We start from the raw sequence: 17,272 nt of genomic DNA on the forward strand, positions 1-17,272 counted from the left end.
ACCTCGCACCCCCACTTCTCGGGGGTTGCGGGCCGGCGCTCCGGCTGCAGGAAGCCCCGGTCAGACCGAGTGTCGCGGTGTGTCGGCACCCGGGACGACGTGACCGTCGGGCCGGGCGCGCCGGCGGGCGCCGAGCACGACGGCGACGATCGAGACCACCGCCGCGACGGCTGCGGTCACCGCCGAGACCACGATGCGCGAACGCGCCGCGAGCATCGTCTCGTACTGGGACTTCGTGGACACGAAGCCGCCGGTCGGACTCCCCTGCCCCGGCAGCCGGGGCGCGAGCGGGCCCGCCTGCTGGAAGGCGAGGACGCAGACGACGGTCGCGGCGACGACCACGACGGCGGCGACCACGGCGACGACGACCAGCAGCCCGCCCGGGATCGCCCGCCCGCGACGCGGTGCGTGGTTCACAGCGAGTCGCGCAGCCGCGCGGCCTTCTCGTCGACCAGGCGCTCGAGCCCCTCGGCGTACTCGACGAGGCGCGCCGCGACGGCGGGCTCGGAGGACCCGATGATCCGTGCGGCGAGCAGCCCGGCGTTCGCGGCGCCGTTGATCGCCATCGTCGCCACCGGGATCCCCGCCGGCATCTGCACGATCGACAGCAGCGAGTCGAGCCCGTCCAGGCGGGCGAGCTGCACCGGGACGCCGATCACCGGCAACGTCGTCATCGAGGCCACCATGCCCGGCAGGTGCGCCGCGCCACCGGCACCGGCGATCACGACGCGCACGCCGCGGTCGGCTGCTCCGCGGGCGAACCGCGTCATCTTGTCGGGGGTGCGGTGCGCCGACACGACGTCGGCCTCGAACGGGATGCCGAGTTCGGCGAGGATGTCCGCCGCGGCCCGCATCGTCGGCCAGTCGGAGTCCGACCCCATGATGATCGAGACGAGCGGCTGTGCGGGCGCGGCGGAGTCGGTCACGGGACGAGCCTAGCCGAGCAGCACGCGGCGCCAGGCGTCGCCGTCCCGACCGATGGTGCGTTCCTCTGCGACCCAGCGCGCGGCTCGTGCGTCTGGCGCTCCCCGGTCGACGGCGGCCCGGACGGCCGTGCGCCAGGCGTCGGTGTCGTCGGGCACCGCGACCGCACCGTGCGTCCGGGCCACCGCGTACGACGGGCGGTCGGAGACCACGGCGGGCAGGCCGAGCGCGGTGTACTCCAGGAACTTCAGGTCGCTCTTCGCGTGGTTGAACGGCTCGTCGCGCAGCGGGGCGACCCCGGCGCTCCAGCGCTCGCGGTGTGCCACGAGCCACCGGGAGAACGCCGGGTAGTGCCCGTCCGGCACCTCGACGCGGCGGAACCAGTCGGACTCGCCGTCCTCGGTGACGCCGATCACCTCGAGCCGGATCGGCGTGCCGTCCTCGGCGGTGAGGTCGACGAAGACGTCGTGCAGCAGCTCGAGGTCCGCCGCGTGGGTGAGCGTGCCCATGTACAGCACGCGGTGCTCGTCACGGGGTCGCTCGTCGTCGTCCTCGGTGGCGCCGGCGGTCCAGAGCGCGGGGTCCAGGGCGTTCGGCACGATCGTCACGGCCCGCGCGACCGGTCGGACGACGTCGGCGAGCTCGGGCGTGCTCACCACCACGGTGTCGGCGCCGCGCACCAGCGCGTCGATCGAGGCGAGCCGGTCCGGGTCGTACTCGGCGCGGGCCAGTCTGCTGCGACCCGACTCGGTGAAGAAGTCGTCGTCGACCTCGGCCACCACGCGGATCCCCCGGGCCGCAGCGGCGTCGAGGAACGGCTGCACGGCGTCGAGCGGCAGGATGTCGCGCTGCACCAGGAGTGCCGCGTACGGGGTCGTGTCGGTGCCGTCCAGGAACGCCGCGGGGTCGACCTGACGCGCCTCGGCCACACCGCTCGCTGCCAGGTGCTCGGTCCGGCGCACGACGCGGACGTGCGCCGAGGCGGGGTGCGCTCCCCCGGCACCGGCGACGACGTACCCGAGGACGGGAAGGGGCGCCGGCTGCGGAGGGGTGCCCGCGACCGTCCGGCGCAGGCGGCTGGCGGCACGGCGGAGGAGATCACGCGGCATGCGCCCATCCTCTCGCACCGCCCGGCGCACCGCGGCGTGCCCGCCCGGCCCGGTGCGTCAGCGCCGAGCGACCGTCACCGTCCGGCAGGGACTCGCCTTCCGGTCCGTCCCGGCCCCGGCGTTCCGGGCGACGGCGCAGACGGTGTGCTCGCCGGCGCGCACCCGCACCGTGGCCGCGAAGCCGTGCGTCGCACCGGACCCCCAGGTCTCGTCGACGTCGGCACGCTTCCGGTCGGCGGACACCGTCGTCACCCGCTTGCCGTCCACCGTCACCGCCACGCGGCTCGCCGATCCCGCGGCGTCGCCGTCGAACGCCCAGCCGCGCACGCGGATGCCACCGGTGGTGGCCGTCGCCGAGTCGAGGCGCACGTAGGGATCGTGCCGGTAGGAGCGGACGGTCGCGCACCCGAGCAGCCGGTCCGAGCCGGCGCCGATGTTCTCCGCGGTGACGCACACGCGTCGGGGTCCGGCCGAGGCTGCCAGCACGGCGTCGAATCCGTGGGTCGCGCCGACCCCGGCCGCGCGGTCCACGTCGGGCCGGTCGAGCACGGCGGGCGCGCTGCCCGCGGACCGTCCGTCGACCGTGGCGCGCACCCGCACCGCCTGGGTCGGGTCGTCCTCGTCGTACGCCCACCCGGACACCCGGACGCCGCCGCCGGTCCCGGCGACGACCTCGAGCAAGCCGCGGGGCGCCGCGTCGACGGCCGGGGCGCCGAGCTGCGCGTTGGCGACCAGCGCGCGGGCGTAGGGGGACCACCACTTGCCGGCAGCCGGTGCGCCGTCGCAGGTGCCGTCGCTCGCCCCGGGGGTCTTCACCCAGAGCAGCGCGTCGAGCGCGGTGCCGTCCGACACCACGCGGGGCGACGTGCCCAGTCCGGCGCCGGGGCCGTTGCACCAGGTGCCCCGCCAGCCCTGCCCGTTCCGCGAGGTGTCGATGACGTAGTGCGAGCCGCCGGTCGCGGCGGACACCTTCTGCGCGTACGCCTGCTCCTGGGCGGTCGGGTAGTAGTTGGCCACGTTCGTGAAGAAGCCGCGCGCCTGCCGGACGCCCGCGCGGTCGAGCCGCTGCGCCATGACCGCGGGCTGCACCCAGTTCGAGTTGCCGGCGTCGAGGTACGACGGCACCCCCGCCGCGGTCAGGCCGGAGACGGTGCGCGACAGGATGCGGAAGCGCTGCTCGTCGAGGCTGTCGCTGCACTTCGCGTTGCTGAGCATCGCGAGCGAGTCCGGTTCGACGACCACGGCCGCACGGTGCCCGGCGAGTGCCGCGGTCACCTGGTCGACCCAGGCGTCGTACGAGCGTTCGTCGAACCCGCCCGCCGAGTAGCCGCCGCAGTCACGGTCCGGGATCGCGTAGAGCACGAACACCGGGGTGGTACCGGCCTGCTCGGCGCCGCTCAGGGCGGTGGTGATGGTCTTGGAGAGCTGCGTGCCCTGCGTCCAGTCGCCGAGCCAGGTCGCGACCGGGTAGCGGGCGATGGTGCCCGCGGCGGTCGCCCCCGCGGGGTCGGTGGCGGCGAGTGCGGCCTGGGCCTTCGCCGCCTCGCTCGTGGGCGACCGGTACGGCCCCGCCCCGTACAGCGAGGCGGACGTCGCGGACCGGATCCCCGTCGCCGTCGTTGCCGTCGTGGTCGACGGCGCCGCCTCCGCAGCGGTCGCCGCGGTCGCGGGCAGCAGCCCGACGACGGAGGCGACGAGGACGACGGCAGCACAGACGGCGGCACGGCGCTGGCGGCGGCGCATGGGGGCTCCCCTGGTCGATCGGCACGGAAGGTCCCAGGGGAACACGCGCTGTGCCGCCGCGACCAGTCTCCCGACCGGGTGCCACCCGAGGGGGTGTCGGCGGTCCGGCGGACACGCGACGCCGGTGGCGCCGGTGGCGCGGTGGCGGACGGGAGGCCCGTGGCGGCGTCTCCACGGGCCTCCCGTCCGACTCGACCGGACCGGCACCGGCGCACCGGGCCGTCACCCGTCGCGTCGGGCGCGCGGGGTCAGTCGTCGAAGTGCGCGGCGGCGGCGCGGGCGCGGTAGACGACGTCGTCGACGTCCTCGCCGAGCACCGTGACGTGGCCGATCTTGCGGCCGGGTCGCGGCGACTTGCCGTAGAAGTGGTACTTCGCCTCGGGGAACGCCTCGAGCGCCGCGGGGTACCGGGCCGCGAGGTCGCCGTCCGCGGGCCCTCCGAGCACGTTGACCATGACCGCGGCCGGGGCGAAGGCGCCCGTCGCACCGAGGGGCAGGTCGAGCACGGCACGCAGGTGCTGCTCGAACTGGCTCGTGGTCGCACCGTCGATGGTCCAGTGCCCGGTGTTGTGCGGGCGCATCGCGAGCTCGTTGATGAGGATGCGCTCGTCGTCGGTCTGGAACAGCTCGACCGCCAGGACCCCCGTGACGCCGAGCTCCTCGCCGATCCGGACCGCGATCGACTCGGCCAGGTCGGCGATGCGGCCCGCGCTGGCCGGGGCCGGCGCGATGACCTCGGCGCACACGCCGTCACGCTGCACGGTCTCGACGAGCGGCCAGGCGACGACCTGCCCGGAGGGGCGACGCGCCACGGACTGCGCGAGCTCGCGGGTGAAGGGGACGAGTTCCTCGACCAGGAGCGCCTGGTCGCCGCCCGCCTCGGCCACCGCGATGAACCAGTCGTCGACGTCCGAGGCGTCCGAGACGACCCGGACCCCCTTGCCGTCGTAGCCGCCTCGGGGCGTCTTCACGACGGCACGGCCACCGTGGTCGTCCAGGAACGCGCGGAGTTCGTCGGCGTCGTGCACCGCGGCCCAGTCCGGCACCGGCAGGCCGAGCTCGCTGAGCCGCGAGCGCATCGTCAGCTTGTCCTGGGCGACGGCGAGCGCGTCGGGGCCGGGATGGACCGCCACCCCGGCCTCGACCAGGGCGCGCAGGACGTCCTGCGGCACGTGCTCGTGGTCGAAGGTCACGACGTCGACCTGGCGGGCGAACTCGAGCACCGTGGCGGCGTCGTGGTAGTCGCCCTCGGCGGTCGCGGCGATGGCGGCGGACATGTCCGGCCCCTCGGCGAGGACCCGGATGTCGATCCCCAGCTCGATCGCCGCCGGCACCATCATCCGTGCCAGCTGTCCCCCACCGACGACCCCGACGCGCAACGTCATGCTGTGTGATCCTTCCGGCGTTCACACCGGGCGGTGCGGACGCGTTGTCTAGAATGGCTGATCGGTCGCGTGGTGCGCGGCCGTTCCCAACTCTACGGATCCTGGAGGCCACGTGCGGCGCCTCATCGCCCAGCTGGCACGCTTCGGCGTCGTCGGCGCCGTGGGCTTCGTCGTGGACACCACGGTGTTCAACCTGCTGCGGCTCACCGTCCTCGACCCCGAGCAGATCCACTCGGGGCCGTTCTGGGCGAAGGTCGTCTCGACGGCGGTGGCGATCTTCGTCAACTGGATGGGCAACCGGTACTGGACCTTCCGCGAGCAGCGTCGGTCGGTCGCGACGCGCGAGGGCATCGAGTTCGTCATCGTGTCGATCGGCGGCATGGTCATCGCGCTCGCCTGCCTCGGGGTGTCGCACTACGCGCTGGGGTTGACCTCCGTGCTCGCCGACAACGTCGCGAACATCGTCGGCCTCGTGCTCGGTGCCGTGTTCCGCTTCTGGCTGTACAAGGTGTGGGTGTACCACCCGGAACGGACCGCCGCGCGGACGGACCCCGCCGAGGACCCGGCGTCCGGCCGACCGACGTCCGGCCAGCCCCGGGTCCGCCACGACGCCTGACCTAGGATCGGTGGCGTGACGGCCCACGAGACCACCACCCCCGCTCCGCTCCGCGCCGCCCGCTGGGAACGTGTCGCGATCGCGGTGATCACGGCGACCTTCGGCCTGTGGTTGGTGGCGTGGGCGTTCATCGTGCCGGCGTTCGAGGCGCCGGACGAGACCGCGCACGTCGACGCCGCCGTCCATCTGGCCCTCGGCGATCCGTGGGCAGATCCCGGCGAGCTCTTCGTCACGAACGCCGTGCAGGCCGCGAAGGTCGAGCAGGCCACGAAGCCGTCCGACGAGTGGTCGACGGTGAGCGCGCTGCTGCAGGACGCTCCGGGTCCCTCGGCGACGGTCAACCAGATGACCCAGCACCCGCCGACCGCGTACCTGGCCGGTGCGGCCGTCCTGCGCGCGGTCGACTACGGCGACCTGCGCTGGGACCACGCCGTCGTCGCACTGCGCCTGGCCGACGTCCTCGCGGTGACCGCCCTGCCGCTGCTCGCCTGGGCGTCGGTGCGTCGGGTGACCCGGAGTCCGCGCGCCGCGCTGGTCGGTGGGCTCGCCGTCTTCGCGACGCCGGAGCTCGCGTCGATCGGGTCGTCGTTCTCGAACGACGCCCCGGTGCTGCTGGTCGCCGGTGTCGTCGTCTGGCTCGCGACCCGGCTGCTCACCGGCGACACCCGATGGCGGACGACCATCGCACTCGCGGTGACGCTCGGGGCCCTGGTCTGGATCAAGGGGACCGGGCTGCCCGCGGTGCCGTTCGTGGCGGTCGTCGTGCTGTTCGCCGGCGCGGGTCTGCTGACCCTGCGGCAGCGGATCCTCCGCACCGTCGTCGCGATGGCGGTCTCGGGCGGCATCGGCGCCTGGTGGTGGCTGCACAACGTCGTCGCCTACGGCCGGGTCCAGCCGAACGGTTACACGGCGATGCGCCCACCCAAGGACTTCCCGCCGGGCGAGGAACCGACCCTCGGGCACTTCCTCGACGTCAGCTGGGGCACGCTCGCCCGCACCTTCTGGGGCAGCTTCGGCGGTCGCGCGCAGGTCAGCATGGGCGACCTGCTCACCGCCGTCCTGACGGTGATCGTGCTCGTCGTGCTCGTCGGCTGGGCGTTCCGTCGCGGCCCCGACCTGCGTGTCGCGCTGTGCCTGGCGGTGTTCCCGGCCCTGCTCATCGGCATCCAGAACCGCACGAGCGCGCACTCGTACCTCACCACCACCGAGGTCGCCGCGACCCAGGGCCGCTACTACTTCCCGGCGATCGTCTGCCTCATCGTGCTCAGTGCGATGGCGTGGCGACGCCTGGTGCCTGCTGGCCGTACCCGGCGCTGGGCGGCCGTCGCCCTGGCCGTGCTGCTGCCGGCCGTCGGTGTGTACGGGTTCGCGGTGGCGTCGGCGTGGTTCTGGAACGCCGCGGTCTTCCCGGTGACCGGCCGCGGACTGCTGCGGTACTCCGAGATCGGGCCCGTGCCGCCCGCGGTGCTCGTGGTCGTCGTGGCGCTGGTCGCGGTGGGCCTCGTGGTGTCCGTCGTGCAGGTCGCGCGCGCCGACCGGCACGCGGCGCGACTCCCCGCGACGGTCCCCGTCCCCTGACCCGCCCGGCCGCACGACGGACGGGAGGCCCGGTGCCAGCTGGCACCGGGCCTCCCGTCCGTCTGCGGGGGCGTCACGCGCCCCCACCGTGAGCAGGAATGGTCGAGTCCGGCATCCGGACCCGACCATTCCTGCTCACGAAGGGCGGGTCAGGCGGCGGGGACGCCACCCTCGACCGCGGCGGGGTCGTCCGTCGGGCGGTTGCGCCGGAACCACGTCGGGACGGCGGCGCAGAGCAGGAAGAGGCCGTCGACCGCCAGGCTCCAGACGCGGGTGACGACGACCACCACGAGGGCGATCGGCGCCGGCATCACGATCGCGAGCAGCAGGGCCTGCACGCCCTCGCGCACGCCGAGCCCGCCGGGGGCGAAGACGGCGAGCATGCTGATCGCCGAGGCCATGCTCGCGGCGCCGATCACGAAGGCTGCGTCGGTGATCTCCAGCGACGGGTACACGGCCAGCGTGATGAAGTAATACGCCGTCCCGGAGAGCACCGCACCGGCGACGTACAGGCCCGCGCCGCCGAGCACCGTGCCGAGGTTCGGGCGGACGTCGGCCTCGAGCGGCTTGCGGCGCAGGATCTTCAGCGCGATGCCGATCAGGAACACGAACACGCGCGGGATCAGGCACACGACGCAGCCGACGAACGCCGCGATCATGAGCACGATGAGCCACGGGTCGAGCTCGTGCGTCCGCGGGTCGATGAGCAGCAGCACGAGGGCCAGGGCGAGCGTCGCCGCGATCTGCAGGGCGCCTTCGAGCAGGCCGCTCACGCCGAGCCGGGCCTTGGAGACCCCGTGCTTCGAGGCGAAGTACACCTTGCCGATGATCCAGGTGGCGGCCCCCGGGATGTAGCGGCCCATCCAGGACTTCGCGTACACGTAGGTCAGGGTCACGCCGCTGCCCTTGAGCCCCGTCGCACCCAGTCGGCGCAGCAGGTAGAACCAGATGCCGACGCCCCAGTACCGGAAGCCCAGGCTGATCAGCGTCGCGACGACGACCCACGACCACTGCCAGTCGAGCCCGGCGAGCTGCCCCCAGTCGACGCTGCGCACGTACAGCACGAGGAAGACGGCGAGCAGGACGTAGAAGACGATCGGGATCGCCTTGCCCAGGAACCGTCGCCAGGTGAACGGACGCTTCCCCTCGGCTGCGGGGCGGTCGGTGGCGCTGTCGGACAAACGGGACTCCTGCTCGGGTGACGGGCTCAGGTCATGGTAGACGGTGGTCCGCGCCGCTCCCTGCGGCACGGTCACCGCCCGCCGCTACCGGGCGAGCCGGACGATCTGGACGCGGCAGGGGACCTCCGGGTCGGTGGACCGGTCGGCGCTGCAGGCGATCGTCGCGTTGTACGTGCCGACGAGCTTGCCGGCGACGGAGTAGTCGCGTGCCGGCGCGTTCGCGGGGTCGAACTGCACGAAGTACTGCACGCCCTGGTCGATGAACAGGTTGCGCATCGCGTCGGAGTGGTACGTGTAGCCCTGACCTGAGCGACCGTACACACGGGTGTCCGTCAGGAACGCGAGCGAGGACAGCGACCGGTAGTTCGAGCCGATCACCGTGGCGTCCTCGGGCAGCGCGCCGCTCGCCCGGATCTGGTCGGCGAGCCGGACGATCTCCGGTACCTCGGTGGGGCCGAACACCCGCAGGGGCTCGGTGCGGTTCACCGAGGGGTAGAACGGCGCCGGCGAACCGAGCCAGTTCTGCGTGTACGACGCCACCGGCACGACCGCGATCGCCAGGCAGGCCACCACGGTGCGCACCACACCGCGGCGACGCACGAGCCGCCAGATCGCCGGCAGCATCAGTGCGCCGATCATCGCCGTCAGGTAGAAGAGCGGCCAGTAGTAGCGGGCGTTGCCACCGCCGCTCGACGACGACGTGATCATGCCGTAGCCGACGAAGTACACCAGGGTGGTCGCGGCGACGATGCAGGTGAACGCGTAGCGGCGGAACCGCACGACGCCGATGACGAGTGCGGCCGCGAAGAGCAGGGCGATCGGCGCGGCGAACGGCGCGAACGTGCTGATCTTCTGCAGGTAGTACGGCAGGGCGAGCATGCGCTCGTGCAGGTAGTAGCCGGCGCGGGCCGCGATGCCCGACTCCTTCGTGACCCTCGGGGCGGTGTCCTCGGTCGTCGACGCCGCGGGCGGCGGGACGACCTCGGGGTCCGGGTTCTCCATCGGGCCCTGCTTGTAGACCGACGGGGTGAAGTCCTCGTTCGGCGAGAACGCGTGGTCGTTCGGCGGCACCGGCAGGAACGGCCAGTCCGTGGCGCGCCCGCCGTCGTCGAACTTCGAGCCGATGTTCACGGACAGCGACGAACCGAGGGTGACCGTGCCGTACTTGACGGTCAGGGCGCCGACCCACGGGGCGATGACGACGGCGAACACGACGATCGTCGCGACCGGGGCCGTCCACCAGTGCCGCACGGGCTCACCGCGGCGGCGGGCGGACCAGACGCGCAGCAGCAGCCAGAGGATCACGGCGCCGACGGCGACCGGCAGCAGGAAGAGCTTGGTGAAGTAGCCGAGGGCGGCCACGACGCCGAGCACCGCCCCGGAGACGAGCCGGGCACGCCTCGAGCCGTGCAGCGCCTGGTCGGCCCAGCGGAGTGCCCACAGGAACCCGACGACCCACGCGACGACCAGCAGGTCCGGGGTCTGCACCGAGACCGCGCTCATCAACGCGGGGATCGCGGTGACCATGAAGAGCACGGCGGGGACGATGCGGTGGTTCTGCGACCAGACGAGCCAACCGCCGATGCCGAGCACCACGGCCACGGCGAAGCAGTTCACGATCGCGAAGGCCGTCTGCAGGCCGAGGCCCGCCGCGACGAACGGCGCCATCATCCACGACACCATCGGCGACCAGTAGGCGTTGATCGCGTCGGGCAGCCAGCCGTTGGCGTACTCGCGGGCGATGCCCATGTACGAGATGCCGTCGACGTTCGTCACGCCGAGGCGGTTGTGGTACGCCACGGCGGCGCTCAGGGCGACACCGACGACCACGAGCACGGCGAGGATCAACGGCGCGATGACGTGCCGGTACCCGCGCGGGACCACCCGTGCGTGCCGTCGCGGGACGTCGTGGGCGATCTGCGGTGCTTCGGGCGTCGTCACGGTCACGTGCTTCATCATGACATCCGTTCGCGTGTCGGACCGCACCGACGAGGATCGCGTGCCCCCGCTCGGCGTGTGGGAGACTGCCGGGGACCCCGCTCCGACCACCTCGAGGACGTTCGTTGGCCACCGAAACCCGCGCAGCCGAATCCGCAGCCGAACCGACGGCCGCCGCTCCCCGCGCCGGGGGCCGGATCGAGTTCCCGTACCTCGACGGGCTCCGCGGCCTCGCTGCCCTGGCGGTCGTGCTCTACCACGCCTACCTGTTCACCGGGATGCGCGGCACCGGCCCGGCCGAGCTGCCGTGGCTCCGTCCGATCGTCGGGTGGGGCTACCTCGGTGTCCCGCTGTTCATCGTGCTGTCCGGGTACGTGCTCATGCTGCCCGTCGTCACCCGCTTCGACCGCTACCGGTTGCCCGGTGGCTTCTGGAAGTTCATCTGGCGCCGTGCCCGACGGATCCTGCCGCCGTACTGGGCGTCGCTCATCGTCTTCGCCCTGGTCATCCTGTTCGTGCCGGTCATGGCGCAGCCGGGCGGCACCCAGTGGGACACCAAGCTCCCGATGGGCTGGGGCACGTTCCTGACCCACCTGTTCCTGGTGCACGACTTCTTCCCGCAGTACATCGGCAAGATCAACGGACCGATGTGGACGGTCGCCGTCGAGTGGCAGATCTACTTCCTCATGCCGCTGGTCATCCTGCCGCTGTGGAAGGTCTTCGGCGGCTGGGCGACGGCGTCGTCGCTGGTCCTCATCGGCATGTGGATGGGCGCCGAGAGCCGGTACTCGTGGATGCACCCGTGGTTCGTCGGCCTGTTCGCGGTGGGCATGCTCGCCGCCGAGCTCACGGTCAAGGCGCGCGACGAGCACCTGACCGGCACGCTGAACGCCTCGAAGCTGGGCGGGTCGCGCCGACAGGGGGGCATCTTCGTCGCCGCGTTGTTCATCGGCATGCTCCTGGTGTTCTTCCGCAACCGCGACTACTGGCAGCACCAGACCTGGCCGTCCGAGGTCGTGCTCGGGATCTTCGCGGGCGTCCTGCTGACGTGGATGGGCCGTCGCGCCGTCACCGGACAGCACACCTGGCTCGCCCGGTTCTTCGCCTGGAAGCCCTTCGTGCTCGCGGGGTTGGTCTCGTACACGATCTACCTGTTCCACAGCCCCCTGCTCGGACTCGGCAACCTGCTGCTCCTGCCGATGGGGCTGACCCCGAAGTACCAGTTCCTGATGATGGTGTTCGTCGTGATCCCGGTCACCCTGGCGATCTGCGTCGGCTTCTGGTGGCTCGTGGAACGCAACTTCCTGAACCGCCGGCAGAAGCACGCCACCCGCGAGGTCTCCTCGCGCGGCCGCCTGCCCGAGGTCGAGACGGTCGACGCCCCGGTCGCCACGACGAGCGCCGCAGACCCGCGGGCCGCGGCGGACAGGGACGAGGACGCACCGGGCACGGAGACGCGGCGGCGCACCCGGCGTTGATGCTGCGCCTGGCGGACATCGGCGTCTCTGCCGGTTAGCATGCTCGGACCGCGGCGTGGGAGATCAGGCCCCACGGCATCTCGACAGGGAAGACGAGACCACATGCGCGCACCCATCAGCAGGCTCCTCGGACTCGGCACCGCTGCCGTCGTCGCCGGGGCGATCACCTTCGGCAGCGGCCCGGCGGTCGGCGTGACCGCGACCGACCCGGGCACCGCGACACCGACCCCGTCGGCCCCGGCGCCGTCGTCCCCGACCCAGCCGGCGACGACGGCCACCACCGCACCGGGCACCACGGCACCGGAGACCGCCGCGGAGCCGCCCGCTCCCGAGTCGACGGACCCCGCTGCGGCCCCGTCCGGTGTCGACCAGCTCTCCATCGCCGAGATGGACCGAACCGGCAACCACACCATGGGTGCCGGGATCGCCGCCCACGCCGGCGCCTCGCACGTCACCACCGCCTCGCCCGACGCCCTGGCCGTCGGCGGCGCGAGCGCACAGGCCTTCAGCGCCGCCTCCGCAGCACGGGCCGGTGGCCCGCCCCCCGGACGCGTGCAGGGCTTCGACATCAGCGCTTGGCAGCCCAGCGTCAACTTCCTGCAGGCGTACCGCAACGGCGCCCGCTTCGTGTACGTCAAGGCCACCGAGGGCACGTCGTACGTCAGCTCGACGTACAAGCAGCAGTACGCCACCGCGAAGCAGCGCAACCTGTACCGCGGCGGCTACGTCTACGCCCAGCCGAGCCAGGCCAGCGGCGCCGCGACGGCGAACTACTTCTTCAAGCACGGCGGCCAGTGGAGCAAGGACGGCAAGACCCTGCCCCCGCTGCTCGACATCGAGTACGGCAGCGCCGCCCAGGGCACCTGCTACGGCAAGTCGTGGTCGTCCATGCGCAGCTGGATCAAGGACTTCAACCGGACCGTCGTCGCCAAGACCGGGCGGTACCCCGCGATCTACACCACGACCGACTGGTGGAAGCGCTGCACGAACAACAGCAACCAGTTCTCGAAGAACCCGCTGTTCGTCGCGATCTACCCGGTGAAGAACTTCACCACCCCCGGCACCCTCGGACGCAGCTGGTCGAAGTGGACCTTCTGGCAGTGGGCGGCCAGCGGCACGCTCCCCGGCGACCAGGACGTCTACCGCAACGACATCACGTACCTGAAGCGCTTCGCGTCCCGGACGAGCTGACGCCGTCCAGAGATGCCGCCGGCGATGGAGGGGGCCCGACCTTCGGTCACGGCGTGAGCCTCCCACAGGGCGTCACCACGAACGGACGGGAGGCCCGTGGCGGCGTCGCCACGGGCCTCCCGTCCGTCAGGGGCGAGCGTCCGCGCCCGCCGTGTCGGTCTCCGACGTCAGCGCACGTCGCGCACGGCCTCGGCGAAGTCGGCGTCGAGCGCCGTCGCCATCGTCGCGACACCAGCGGCCAGCTGCGCGCGGACCGCGTCGCGGTCCGCGTCGAGCGCCTCGAGCTGCGCCGTGACGTCGTCGACGAAGGTGGGCTCGAGTGCCGCCTCGATCGGCTTCGAGTAGGCCTGCTGGCCCATCTGCTCGAAGAACAGCCGACCCTTGTCGACGTAGTAGAGCACTGCGGCGGGGACCCCGGCGATGGTCGCGACGATCGCGGAGTGCAGGCGGCTCGCCAGGAACAGGCGGCTGCGGGACATCAGCCCGGCGTACTCGGAGGGCGAGAACTCGTCGGCCTCGACCACGTGGGTGCGGTCGGCGTGCCGCATCAGGGCGATGACCTCGCGGGCGAACGCGGCGTCGCCCTCGGACGCCTCCATGTGCATCGGGTAGAACACCACGTCGGCGTCCCAACGGTCGATGACCCGGTCGGCCAGGTCGGCGACGGCCTGTCGGTACGTCACGAGCTTGTCGCTGTCGACACCCGTCTGGCGGAAGCGCTTCGGCAAGAACCGGAACGGGATCCAGCCGCTGCGCTTGTAGTGGAACCAGCGGCGGACGCCGAAGCCGATCGAGCCCTCGAGCCGCTCGGCGGTCAGGCCCGTGGTGCGCTCGAGCCGCTCGAGCACGTCGGCGTCGGGCGCGGTGACCGTCCCGACGACGGCGGGGTCGAAGGACGACACGACCGGCGTCCTGACCCCCCACGACAGGAGCTTGTCGCGGGACTCGTCGTCACGGACCGCGAAGGAGCGGCACAGGTCGACGGTGGCGCGGATGAGGCGCTTGCTGACCCCGGCGGTGGTCGGGCCGATGCCCTGGAACGCCCCGACGAGGTTCTTGTTGACCGCGCGGACGAGCAGCATCTTGCCGAACCAGTACACGAGGCCGAGCTTGTTCGTGTAGTCCTTGAGGATCTCGCCGCCGCCCCAAAGCACCACGTCGGCGCCCCGCGCGGCACGGAGCAGGGCGAACAGGTCGCCGATCCCGGTGCTGTACGGCGACACGGGCAGGAAGCGGATCCCGAACCACGCGGCGTCCCGCTCGGGGTACTGCGACAGGGACACGATCTCGGCGTCCGGCCACCGCCGGCGGACGAGCTCGATGTTGCCGGCGAGGATCGCCCGGTCCCCGCGGTTGTGGGGGGAATCGCTATTGTGGATCAGTACGCGCACGGGTGGAGAGCCTACCGGACCGTCCACCGCCAGCCCCGGAAAGGCACGATGTCCCGCAGCACCCGCTCCGCCCGTCCCCACGCTCCCCGGCCCCGCCTGCTGGTGCTCGGATCGACCTTCCCGGCCCGTCCGGACGACGGTGTGCCCGCGTTCGTGCTCGACCTCGCCCACCAGGAGGCGACCGAGTTCGACACGATGGTGCTGACCCCGCGTGTGCCGGGCGGCGCCACCACGGAGCGCATCGGCGAGGTCGGCGTCCGGCGGTTCCCGTACTTCCCGAAGGCGTTCGAGGACCTGGCCGACGGCGCGATCCTCGACAACCTCAAGGAGAAGCGCTCCCGCATCGTGCAGGTGCCGGCGCTCGTCCTCGCGCAGTACCTGGCCGTCCGACGCGTGGTCCGCTCCGCCCGACCGGACGTCATCCACGCACACTGGGCGATCCCGCAGGCCCTGGTCGCCACGCTCGCCGCCCCCGGGGTGCCGATCGTGGTCACCACGCACGGCGGCGACATCTACGCCCTCCGAGCCGCACCGCTCGTGCGGCTCAAGCGATGGGTCTTCGGGCGGTCCGCCCACGTCACCACCGTCAACTCCGAGATGCGCGAACGCCTGACGGAGTGGGGCGTGCCCGAGTCGCGGTCGACGGTGATCCCGATGGGCGTCGACCTCGGCCCCGCGCGCGACACCCGCTCCCGCGTACCCGCGCAGGAGCACCACGTGGTGGCCGTGGGCCGCCTGGTCGAGAAGAAGGGCTTCGGCAACCTGATCGAGGCGCTGCGCGGACTCGGCGACGACGTGCCGTGGCGCCTGACGGTGGTCGGCGACGGTCCGTACCGCGCCCAGCTGGAACAGCAGGCGTCCGGTCTGCCGGTGACCTTCCTGGGGCAGCGCGGTCGCACCGAGGTGCTCGAGACCCTCGCGTCGGCCACGGTCGTCGCGGTGCCGTCCATCCCCGCGGCGAACGGCGACCAGGAGGGCCTGCCGGTCACCCTGCTCGAGGCCGCCGCGGTCGGTGCCGCCATCGTGGCGAGCGACCTGCCCGGCATCCGCGACGTCGTGCAGGACGACGTGTCCGGCGTGCTCGTGCCCCCGGGTGACGTCCCGGCGCTCCGTGCGGCGCTCCGGCGGGTGCTCACCGACGACGCGGCACGGACGCGCTACCAGGAGCAGGCCGTCGTCTCGGCGGCGGAGTTCTCCACCGAGCGGATCGGCGCGCGCTACCGCTCGGTGCTGCGCGCAGCGATCGGCTGATCCTCGGCGGGGTCCGCCGCCGGCTCGACGTCGCGGCGGCGGATCGCGCGGACCTCGCCGAGCACGAACAGCACGAGCGTCACGAGCGTCAGCAGTCCGGCCACGATCATCGCGCCGAGCACCAGGGTCGCCGCGTGCGGGACCAGCGTCGCCCCCTCGGCGTGCACCAGGGTCGACATCGGCACGAGTGCCAGGAGCACCCACGCCGGCACGAGCACGACGGCGGCGTACCGCGACACCCGGAGCCCGGCGGCGATCGCCAGCGCGAGCGGGACCCAGACGGTCAGCGTGTACCGGTTGATCGGCGCACCGCCGCCCGCCATGTAGCGGATCTCGACGAGGACGAACAGCACGGTGACCGTGGCGAGCATCGCGACGACGAGCGCCCGCGGCCAGGCCTCGGACGGTCCGACCGGCTCGACCGGGGCCGCTCCGGACCGACGCCGGACGACGCCACGGCCGACGAGCACCAGGGCGAACACCACCGCGAGCAGCAGCGGCACCAGGAACAGGGTCCACGGCACGGGGTCGCGCAGGTCGAGCGCCCCGCGGTACAGGGCGAACAGCTGCTTCCAGAACGACGGCATCGTGACGACCTCGCCGTCGGTGAAGTGGGGACGGGGCACCCACCCCGGCCACGGCTTCGGACGACCGCTGAACGAACCGGCGACGATCGAGTTGCGGATCCAGAACCACCCGGAGGCCGCGGCGGCCGCGACCACCGGCACGAGGGCGACGAGCAGGCGTGCCCCCACCCCGTGGAGCCGACCGACCCGCACCGTCCGGGCCAGCAGGAAGGCGACCGCGATCGCGACGAGCCACAGGGCGAACGACAGGCGCGTCGTCATGCCGGCCGCGGCGACGAGTGCTCCGCCGACGAGCAGACGCGGACCGACCCCGGTCCGCAGTGCGGCACCGGCGACGCCGCAGGCCAGGGCACCGAGCAGCGCCGCGAGGGAGTCGTTGTACACGACGCCGGCCTGCACGACGAGGACGGCGGTGAACGCGGACACGACCGCCACGGTCGCGGGCAGCCGGCGTGCCTCGGGGAAGCAGCGCGAGGCCGCCCACGCCGCGGCGGGCACGATGCCCGCGACGACGACCGCGTTCACCAGCCGCGCGGCGACGACCGCCTGCACCGGGTGCCCGGAGTCGACGAGCGGCCCGACGAGCGGCGCGAGCAGGACGTAGTAGAGCGGCGGGTGCTGCGCCACCCACTGCACGGGCGGGGTGTGCCCGAAGCCGGGCCGGAAGCGGACGCCGTCCAGCAGCACGGGCAGCTGGCCGTGCCACACCCGGAGCGCGTAGTCCACGTGCGCGGACTCGTCGGTGCTGCTCAGCGGCTCCGTCGAGGCAATCCGTGCGACCGCGGCGACGAGCAGGAAGAGCGTGGCGGCGAGGACGACCGGGGTCGCCCACGACCGACCCCGGATGCCGCCGAGGTCGCGGAGGCTGTCGAGCAGCCGCTGTCCGGGTCGGTCCGCCAC

General features: G+C 72.8%; 14 protein-coding genes. 5 read left to right on the forward strand and 9 right to left on the reverse strand.

The window, feature by feature from the left end:
- Positions 1-60 precede the first annotated feature (60 nt).
- The 5 genes from I8920_RS10255 to I8920_RS10275 form a co-directional block, all read right to left on the reverse strand.
- The gene (locus I8920_RS10255; RefSeq protein WP_198656263.1) at positions 61-417 is read right to left on the reverse strand and encodes a hypothetical protein; all 357 of its coding nucleotides are present in this window, start codon (positions 415-417) and stop codon (positions 61-63) included.
- Positions 414-881 carry a 5-(carboxyamino)imidazole ribonucleotide mutase gene (purE, locus tag I8920_RS10260; RefSeq protein WP_198658713.1) on the reverse strand — a complete coding sequence of 156 codons (468 nt, stop codon included), beginning with the start codon at positions 879-881 and terminating at the stop codon, positions 414-416. The genes I8920_RS10255 and purE overlap by 4 nt, the downstream gene beginning before the upstream one ends.
- A gap of 54 nt (positions 882-935) precedes the next feature.
- Positions 936-2,033: a glycosyltransferase gene (locus I8920_RS10265; RefSeq protein ID WP_198656264.1), complete on the reverse strand. Its 1,098-nt coding sequence runs from the start codon at positions 2,031-2,033 to the stop codon at positions 936-938.
- A 57-nt stretch (positions 2,034-2,090) separates the two neighbouring features.
- The gene (locus I8920_RS10270; RefSeq protein ID WP_198656265.1) at positions 2,091-3,776 is read right to left on the reverse strand and encodes a glycoside hydrolase family 6 protein; all 1,686 of its coding nucleotides are present in this window, start codon (positions 3,774-3,776) and stop codon (positions 2,091-2,093) included.
- A 248-nt stretch (positions 3,777-4,024) separates the two neighbouring features.
- Positions 4,025-5,161: a 5-(carboxyamino)imidazole ribonucleotide synthase gene (locus I8920_RS10275; RefSeq protein ID WP_198656266.1), complete on the reverse strand. Its 1,137-nt coding sequence runs from the start codon at positions 5,159-5,161 to the stop codon at positions 4,025-4,027.
- A gap of 112 nt (positions 5,162-5,273) precedes the next feature.
- Here I8920_RS10275 and I8920_RS10280 point away from each other — a divergent pair, with 112 nt between their 5' ends.
- Both I8920_RS10280 and I8920_RS10285 read left to right on the forward strand, forming a co-directional pair.
- Positions 5,274-5,777: a GtrA family protein gene (locus tag I8920_RS10280; RefSeq protein WP_198656267.1), complete on the forward strand. Its 504-nt coding sequence runs from the start codon at positions 5,274-5,276 to the stop codon at positions 5,775-5,777.
- Positions 5,778-5,792: 15 nt separating this feature from the next.
- Positions 5,793-7,355, forward strand: coding sequence for a DUF2142 domain-containing protein (locus I8920_RS10285; RefSeq protein ID WP_198656268.1), 1,563 nt, complete (start codon positions 5,793-5,795; stop codon positions 7,353-7,355).
- A 149-nt stretch (positions 7,356-7,504) separates the two neighbouring features.
- On the opposite strand, the gene I8920_RS10290 is transcribed toward I8920_RS10285, so the two are convergent.
- Both I8920_RS10290 and I8920_RS10295 read right to left on the reverse strand, forming a co-directional pair.
- A complete protein-coding gene (locus I8920_RS10290; RefSeq protein ID WP_198656269.1) occupies positions 7,505-8,611 on the reverse strand; it encodes a lysylphosphatidylglycerol synthase domain-containing protein in 1,107 nt (368 codons plus the stop codon).
- A 9-nt stretch (positions 8,612-8,620) separates the two neighbouring features.
- On the reverse strand, positions 8,621-10,492 hold the full coding sequence (locus I8920_RS10295; RefSeq protein WP_198656270.1) for an ArnT family glycosyltransferase: 1,872 nt from the start codon (positions 10,490-10,492) through the stop codon (positions 8,621-8,623).
- Between the two features lie 107 nt (positions 10,493-10,599).
- On the opposite strand from I8920_RS10295, the gene I8920_RS10300 reads away from it, so the two are divergent.
- Positions 10,600-11,952 carry an acyltransferase family protein gene (locus I8920_RS10300; protein ID WP_198656271.1) on the forward strand — a complete coding sequence of 451 codons (1,353 nt, stop codon included), beginning with the start codon at positions 10,600-10,602 and terminating at the stop codon, positions 11,950-11,952.
- Between the two features lie 102 nt (positions 11,953-12,054).
- Positions 12,055-13,143: a GH25 family lysozyme gene (locus tag I8920_RS10305; protein ID WP_198656272.1), complete on the forward strand. Its 1,089-nt coding sequence runs from the start codon at positions 12,055-12,057 to the stop codon at positions 13,141-13,143.
- Positions 13,144-13,310: 167 nt separating this feature from the next.
- Here I8920_RS10305 and I8920_RS10310 read toward each other — a convergent pair whose 3' ends face one another.
- Entirely contained in the window at positions 13,311-14,534 is a 1,224-nt protein-coding gene (locus I8920_RS10310; protein WP_198656273.1) for a polysaccharide pyruvyl transferase family protein, read from the reverse strand.
- A 48-nt stretch (positions 14,535-14,582) separates the two neighbouring features.
- Here I8920_RS10310 and I8920_RS10315 point away from each other — a divergent pair, with 48 nt between their 5' ends.
- On the forward strand, positions 14,583-15,785 hold the full coding sequence (locus tag I8920_RS10315) for a glycosyltransferase (RefSeq protein WP_198656274.1): 1,203 nt from the start codon (positions 14,583-14,585) through the stop codon (positions 15,783-15,785).
- Here I8920_RS10315 and I8920_RS10320 read toward each other — a convergent pair.
- Positions 15,752-17,272 (reverse strand): hypothetical protein, encoded by a 1,521-nt coding sequence (locus I8920_RS10320; RefSeq protein ID WP_198656275.1) that lies wholly within the window; start codon positions 17,270-17,272, stop codon positions 15,752-15,754. The genes I8920_RS10315 and I8920_RS10320 overlap by 34 nt on opposite strands.

Source organism: Curtobacterium sp. YC1 (assembly GCF_016267665.1).
Classification (GTDB): Bacteria; Actinomycetota; Actinomycetes; order Actinomycetales; family Microbacteriaceae; genus Curtobacterium.

Bases quoted from the DNA above. Each gene is read 5' to 3' on its own strand.
- purE (WP_198658713.1), bottom strand. From the start codon at position 881: ATGGGGTCGGACTCCGACTGGCCGACGATGCGGGCCGCGGCGGACATC.
- I8920_RS10265 (WP_198656264.1), bottom strand. From the start codon at position 2,033: ATGCCGCGTGATCTCCTCCGCCGTGCCGCCAGCCGCCTGCGCCGGACG.
- I8920_RS10270 (WP_198656265.1), bottom strand. From the start codon at position 3,776: ATGCGCCGCCGCCAGCGCCGTGCCGCCGTCTGTGCTGCCGTCGTCCTC.
- I8920_RS10275 (WP_198656266.1), bottom strand. From the start codon at position 5,161: ATGACGTTGCGCGTCGGGGTCGTCGGTGGGGGACAGCTGGCACGGATG.
- I8920_RS10295 (WP_198656270.1), bottom strand. From the start codon at position 10,492: ATGAAGCACGTGACCGTGACGACGCCCGAAGCACCGCAGATCGCCCAC.
- I8920_RS10305 (WP_198656272.1), top strand. From the start codon at position 12,055: ATGCGCGCACCCATCAGCAGGCTCCTCGGACTCGGCACCGCTGCCGTC.
- I8920_RS10315 (WP_198656274.1), top strand. From the start codon at position 14,583: ATGTCCCGCAGCACCCGCTCCGCCCGTCCCCACGCTCCCCGGCCCCGC.